Raw genomic sequence first — 5,848 nt, 5'->3', positions numbered from 1 at the left:
GCGGCGGAAGGCATGGGATCCAGTCTAAATCGGGCGTCAGCTCTTGGTGCGGAGGTCGTAGATGCGGCGGAGCTTGCCGTTCGAGCGCTCGAGCGAGCCCGGCTCCACCACGTCGATCCGGCACGACGACCCGATATGGATCTTGATCTGCTGCCGCAGGATCGCGCCGGCAGCGGCGCGCTGCTCCGCCGTCGTGCCCTCCCGTGGCTCGATCTTCACGGTGAGCTCGTCCATCCTGTTGGGGCGGGTGATCTCCAGCTGGAAGTGCGGACTCAGCTCGGGAATCCGCAGCGCGATCTCCTCGATCTGGGACGGGAAGAGGTTCACGCCGCGCAGGATGATCATGTCGTCGCTGCGCCCGGAGATGCGGCCCATGCGGCGGTGCCCCGGGCGCGACGTCCCGGCCTGGAGCGTCGTGAGGTCCTTCGTGCGGTAGCGGATGATCGGCAGGGCCTGCTTGGTGAGCGATGTGAACACGAGCTCACCGGTCTGGCCATCGGCCATCGTCTTCGTCAGGTCGAACGGATCGACGATCTCGGGGCGGAAATGATCCTCCCAGATGTGGCTCCCGTCCTGCGTCTCGACCGACTCGCCCGCGACGCCCGGCCCCATGACCTCGGAGAGGCCGTAGATATCGCACGCCTTGATGCCGAACATCTCCTCGAGCTCGTGCCGCATTTCCTGCGTCCACGGCTCGGCCCCGAGCACGGCGTACTTGAGGGACGTCGAGCGCGGGTCGAGGCCCTTGTGGATCATCGCGTCGCCGATGGTGAGCAGGTACGTCGGGGTGCACAGGATGGCGTCCGGCTCGAAGTCGCCGATGAGCTGGATCTGCTTCTCGGTCTGCCCGCCGGACATCGGAATGACCGTGGCCCCGAGCTTCTCCGCACCTGCATGGGCGCCGAGGCCGCCCGTGAACAGGCCATACCCGTACGCGTTGTGCACCTTCATCCCCGGGCGCACGCCCGAGGCGCGGAGGCAGCGGGCCACGAGGGTGGCCCACGTGTCGAGGTCCTGCTTCGTGTAGCCGACGACGGTGGGCCGCCCGGTGGTGCCTGAGCTCGCGTGGATGCGCGCCACCTGATCCATCGGGACCGCGAACATGCCGAACGGGTACTCCTGGCGGAGGTCTTCCTTGGTGGTGAACGGGAACTTCGCGAGGTCCGCGAGCTCCTTGAGGTCGCTAGGGTGCACGCCGGCGTCGTCGAACTTGCGCTGGTAGAGCGGAACACGGCTGTACGCGTACGCCAGGGTCTCTTGGAGGCGGGTGAGCTGCAGGGCCTCGATCTGGTCCCGGGTCATCGTCTCCTCGGCGTCGAGGAGGGCGGGGCCGAAGGAAGCCTGAGGCGTCTGCGGGGCGGGGGCAGTCTGGGTCATGACGTGGCTTTCGGAGGTGGCGGGCTGGGGGAGGACGACGACGGCTGGCGCCTGTGATGTCAGCGCTTGGGAATGGTGCGGGAGCGGCCGCGGAATTCGGCGATCAGGCGTCCGGGCGAGTCCTCGCCGACCCTGTCCGGGGCCGAGGCGAACACCTGGACGTCGTAGAGGCCGCTGCGGCCGGAATGGGCGCGCTCGGCGGCGACGGCGGTGATCCGCTCGCCGACGTGCGCGGGGGCGAGGAAGTTGACGTCCACGCCGGCAGCGACGGTGATCGTGCCGGCCTGGTCCTCGTCAGGCGTGTGCGGGTTGCACGCGAGGGCGAACGCGGAGTCGGCGATCGCGAAGATCATCCCGCCATGGGCGATCCCGAAGCCGTTGAGCATCTCCCGCCGGAGCGTAGTCGCGACCGTCGCCGTGCCGTCGCCGAGGGAGAGGACCTCGAGGCCCATCCATTCCGTGGCGTAGTCGTCGGTGAGGATCGGGTGGGCGGGAGTGTGGGCGGGAGCAACATCGCTCATGGATTACCTCGCAATTTTTTACCGAATGTTCATTAGGTAATCCCAATCGCGAGCGTGTGTCAAGGCACACAGGGGTTCTCGGGGCTAGGAGATCGGCTCTCGGGCCTTGAGCGCGTCGGCGATGAACGCGTACGCCCAGGCGCGGTCCTTCCACTCCTCATAGCGCCCCGATGCGCCTCCGTGCCCGGCATCCATCTCGATCTTGAGTACGATCGGCCGGCCGCTCGTCGACTCCTCCCGCAGCCTCTGAACCCACTTCGCCGGCTCCACGTACAGCACTCGCGTGTCGTTGAACGACGTCATCGCGGCGACTGTGGGGTAGGAGGCCGGGCGCACGTTCTCGTACGGGGTGTAGGACTTCATGTAGGCGTACACCTCGGCGTCCTCCATCGGATTGCCCCATTCCTCCCATTCGAGGGCGGAGAGGGGGAGTTCCGGATCGAGGATCGTGGTGAGCGCGTCCACGAACGGGACCTGGGCGACGGCGGCCGCGTACTTCTCGGGGGCGAGATTGAGCACGGCGCCGATGAGGAGCCCGCCCGCGGACCCGCCCATGCACGCGATGCGCGAGGCGTCGGCCCACCCCGATTCCACGACCCAGTCCGTCGCCGCGATGAAGTCGGTGAACGTGTTCTTCTTGTGCAGCTTCTTGCCATCCTCGTACCACCTCCGGCCGAGTTCGCCGCCGCCGCGGATGTGCGCGATGACGAACACGATGCCTCGGTCCAGGAGGCTCAGCCTCGCGATCGCGAAACCGGGGTCCATGCTGAGCTCGTAGGAGCCGTAGCCGTAGACGAGCGCGGGATTCGTCCCGTCTGCCCGGAGCGACGCCCGCCGCAGCACGGACAGCGGAATCCGAGTGCCGTCGTCGGCCGTCGCCCAAGCACGCTCGGCGACGTACTCGGACGGGTCGTAGCCGCCCAGCACCGGCGTCTCCTTGCGCAGCAGCAGCTCGCCCGTGGCGAGCACGTAGTCGTAGACGCGCGGCGGCGTGAAGTACGAGGTATAGCGCAGGCGGGCGACGGGCGCACGGAAGTCGGACACGCTGGCACCAGCCGTGTAGAGCTCCTCACCGAACGCGGGCTCCGCGAACGACGGCGCGGGGCTGGCCGCGAGCGCCTCGGAGAGGGGTGCGAAGCGCACCGTCTCGATCGTCTCCCGTCGCAGGGAGACGATGAGATGGGTCGCGGTGACCTCGGCCCCCTCGATCTTGACGGCGTCGTCGTGCGCCACCACCGTCCGCCAGCGCTGCTCGCCGAGGGGCTTGCGGAACTCGGCGAGCGGGGCGGTCGAGATCATGCTGTTGATCGCCTTGCCCTGCGGGCCGTCGTTGTGGACGAGCAGGACCTGGGTCTCGCCGTCGTGCTCGAAGATTTCCGCGGCGTGGAGGATCCGCTCGTCGCGGCTCAGGAGGAGCTGAAGCCCCGCGGCCGGGTCCTCGAGGCCGCTGGCGTCTTCAAGATCCAGGCAGCGGGTCTCGCTGTACTCCGAGTTGCCCACGCTGAGCAGCAGCCAGCGGCGATCGGACGAGAGCTCGATCGACGTCCACTGAGAGACATCGGGCTCTTCGTAGAGCACCGAATCCTCCTCGACGGGAGTGCCGAGCGTGTGGACACGGACCTGATACGGGCGCCAGGACTCGTCCGCCATCACGTAGAACAGCCGGCGCGCATCAGGGGAGAACTCGAGGCCGTAGAACACGTTCTCGATGACCTCGGGGAGATGCTCTCCGGTGCGCAGGTCCTTCACGCGAAGGGTGAACGTCTCGTCGCCCGCGTTGTCCACCGAGTAGGCGTAGAGGTTCCCGTCCTTGCTCACGGCCGCACCGCCGAGCGCGAAGAAGGGCTTTCCCTCCGCCTCGGCGTTCCCGTCGAGAAGCACCTGCTCGCCCGGAACGGGCACCCCGGGAACGACGTCTGGCGGGGTCCAGCTGTCGACCCCCGCGAAGCCCCCGCCCTCCGAGGCCGCGACCCGGCAGTACACGGGGTACTGCTTGCCCTCGATGGTGCGCGAGTAGTACCACCAGTCGTCGAGGCGGCTCGGCACGGACAGGTCGGTCTCCTGAGTGCGGCGCTTGATCTCGTCGAAGATCGCGTCGCGCAGCGGCTGCTGGTCCGCGGTCACTGCCTCCGTGTACGCGTTCTCCGCCTCGAGGTGCGCGACCACCTCAGGGTCCTCTTTGGCCCGGAGCCACTCGTAGGGGTCTTCGAAGACGTCGCCATGGTGCTCGCGGCGGCTCGGTACCTTCTTGGCGGTGGGCGCTTCGCTCATGGACCCACCCTAGCGAGGGAGCCTAGTTTCCGTTGGCCAAGTTGTTGGCCGCCACGTATTGCGGCATGGTCCCCTTCGCGAGGGCGTCCGCGAGGGCGCTCGTGGCGCCCTGGTTGAGGAGCACGATCGACTGCCCATCCGTGGACCAGCCGGTCCCGCTCGTCGGCAGCGTGAACGTCACGATGTCCTTCGGCCGGATGCCGGTGAGCTCGAGCCCCAGAGCGGCTACCTTCTCCGACGTGAACGAGGAGTCCACGGTGAGGTACGGCGAGAATCCGTTCACCGCATTGGCGAGGGTCACGGGATTGGTCAGGGTTTGGGGCGTCGCGATCTTGCCGACGAGCGCCTTGAGGTAGGCCTGCTGGTCCCGGACGCGCTGGTAGCCGCCGCCCGCTAACGCGGCGCGCGGGCGGCCGCACGCCAGTGCCTGGTCGCCGTTCATGGTCTGCGGCCCGGCGTTGAAGTGGATGTCCGAGGTCTGGCCCGCGGTGAACGGCACCTTGACGTCGATCGTGACGCCGCCGACCGCGTCGGTGAGTCCCTTGAAGCCCTCGAAGTCCATGAACACCACGTGGTCCAGTCGCTGGCCGAGCAGCGACTCGACGGTCTGCACCATGAGCGGGACACCGCCGAACGCGAGGGCCGCGTTGACCTTCGCGGAGCCGTGGTTCGGAATCGGGACCCAGAGGTCGCGCATGATCGAGATGACGTAGACGTGCTGCCGGTCCGCCGGGATGTGGACGAGCATCATGGTGTCCGAGCGCTGGTTCGAGGCGGAACCCGCCTCCGCCTCGAGCGCGGTCGCGCCTCGGCTGTCCGAGCCGACGAGGAGGATGTTCACGGGCGTCTTGCCGTCGGCTGAGGGCTTCGGCTCGGCGGGACGCGAGGACTCCTGCGGAAACGCGTTGGTGATCTTCTTCGTGTTGGTGTCGAAGTTGTGGGAGAGGGTTGCGAGGTACCCGACGGCGGTGATGCCGGCGAGGAGGACGAGGAGCAGGGCGCCCAGCAGCACGAAGGCCCCCACGGGCCTCTTCCTGCGGGCCGTCTTCCGGGTCGAGGCGGTCTCGTCGACAGTCACGGGATGCTCATCTGTTCGTTCTCATGGGTGGGCTCGTCCTCTCGGGTGCGGCGGATAGTATCAGTGTGCCCTGACGGTTGGCCAGACTTTGTTCGGGGCACATGGTGGGGGGAGGAATGATGCGAATCTGGCGCAGAAGTGCACTTTTGGCCGAAGTCGCCGCCGACGACGGCCAGCGAGTCGCGCTCTTGAGCCTCGAGCGCCGCCGCCCTGTGGTTCTCGTCGACTCCGCGGCCGTGATCTGGTCCCTCGTCGACGGCACCCGTTCCGAAGCCGAGATCCTCGGCGAGCTTCAGCGGATCTACGGAGAGGATCCCGCCATCGCAGCCCAGGCGCGTGCGTTCCTCTCCCAGCTCGACGAGCAGGACCTCGCGGAGGCAGTCGAGTGAGGCTGGACCTTCGGGTGCTCGGCGCGCGCGTGGCAGTCCTCTTCGACGCTGGCATCACCGACGAGGTCGGCGACCAGCTGCGGCGCGTGTGGTCGCGGTGCCTCCTTCCCGACGACGCACGCCTCGGGGACCTGCTTCTCGGAGACCGGCCCGAGAGCGCGGACGACGGCGTTGCCCCCTTCTCGGCTCGCGTCGTCACCGCGCGCGGCACT

General features: G+C 68.1%; 5 protein-coding genes and 1 pseudogene. 2 read left to right on the top strand and 4 right to left on the bottom strand.

Going from position 1 to position 5,848, the window contains the following annotated elements:
* Nucleotides 1-36: 36 nt before the first annotated feature.
* From paaK to ACTHL9_RS02255, 4 genes are all read right to left on the bottom strand, one after another.
* Entirely contained in the window at nucleotides 37-1,377 is a 1,341-nt protein-coding gene (paaK, locus tag ACTHL9_RS02270) for a phenylacetate--CoA ligase PaaK (protein ID WP_440517047.1), read from the bottom strand.
* Between the two features lie 59 nt (nucleotides 1,378-1,436).
* Entirely contained in the window at nucleotides 1,437-1,898 is a 462-nt protein-coding gene (locus ACTHL9_RS02265; protein ID WP_440517046.1) for a hotdog fold thioesterase, read from the bottom strand.
* 84 nt (nucleotides 1,899-1,982) lie between these two features.
* Complete coding sequence (locus tag ACTHL9_RS02260) at nucleotides 1,983-4,169, bottom strand: S9 family peptidase (protein WP_440517044.1); 2,187 nt, start codon at nucleotides 4,167-4,169, stop codon at nucleotides 1,983-1,985.
* A 22-nt stretch (nucleotides 4,170-4,191) separates the two neighbouring features.
* Complete coding sequence (locus ACTHL9_RS02255; RefSeq protein ID WP_440517043.1) at nucleotides 4,192-5,247, bottom strand: LCP family protein; 1,056 nt, start codon at nucleotides 5,245-5,247, stop codon at nucleotides 4,192-4,194.
* 119 nt (nucleotides 5,248-5,366) lie between these two features.
* On the opposite strand from ACTHL9_RS02255, the gene ACTHL9_RS02250 reads away from it, so the two are divergent.
* Together ACTHL9_RS02250 and ACTHL9_RS02245 are read left to right on the top strand one after the other, a co-directional pair.
* Entirely contained in the window at nucleotides 5,367-5,636 is a 270-nt protein-coding gene (locus tag ACTHL9_RS02250) for a PqqD family protein (protein WP_440517041.1), read from the top strand.
* A pseudogene (locus ACTHL9_RS02245) lies at nucleotides 5,633-5,848 on the top strand (hypothetical protein); the annotation flags it as partial. The gene ACTHL9_RS02250 and the pseudogene ACTHL9_RS02245, both read left to right, overlap by 4 nt.

Source organism: Sinomonas sp. (genome assembly GCF_051955515.1).
GTDB lineage: Bacteria > Actinomycetota > Actinomycetes > Actinomycetales > Micrococcaceae > Sinomonas.
The sequence above is the reverse complement of the archived record's forward strand: the minus strand, read 5'-3'. Positions and strand labels throughout refer to the sequence as shown.

Bases quoted from the DNA above. Each gene is read 5' to 3' on its own strand.
- paaK (WP_440517047.1), bottom strand. From the start codon at position 1,377: ATGACCCAGACTGCCCCCGCCCCGCAGACGCCTCAGGCTTCCTTCGGC.
- ACTHL9_RS02250 (WP_440517041.1), top strand. From the start codon at position 5,367: ATGCGAATCTGGCGCAGAAGTGCACTTTTGGCCGAAGTCGCCGCCGAC.
- ACTHL9_RS02265 (WP_440517046.1), bottom strand. From the start codon at position 1,898: ATGAGCGATGTTGCTCCCGCCCACACTCCCGCCCACCCGATCCTCACC.
- ACTHL9_RS02260 (WP_440517044.1), bottom strand. From the start codon at position 4,169: ATGAGCGAAGCGCCCACCGCCAAGAAGGTACCGAGCCGCCGCGAGCAC.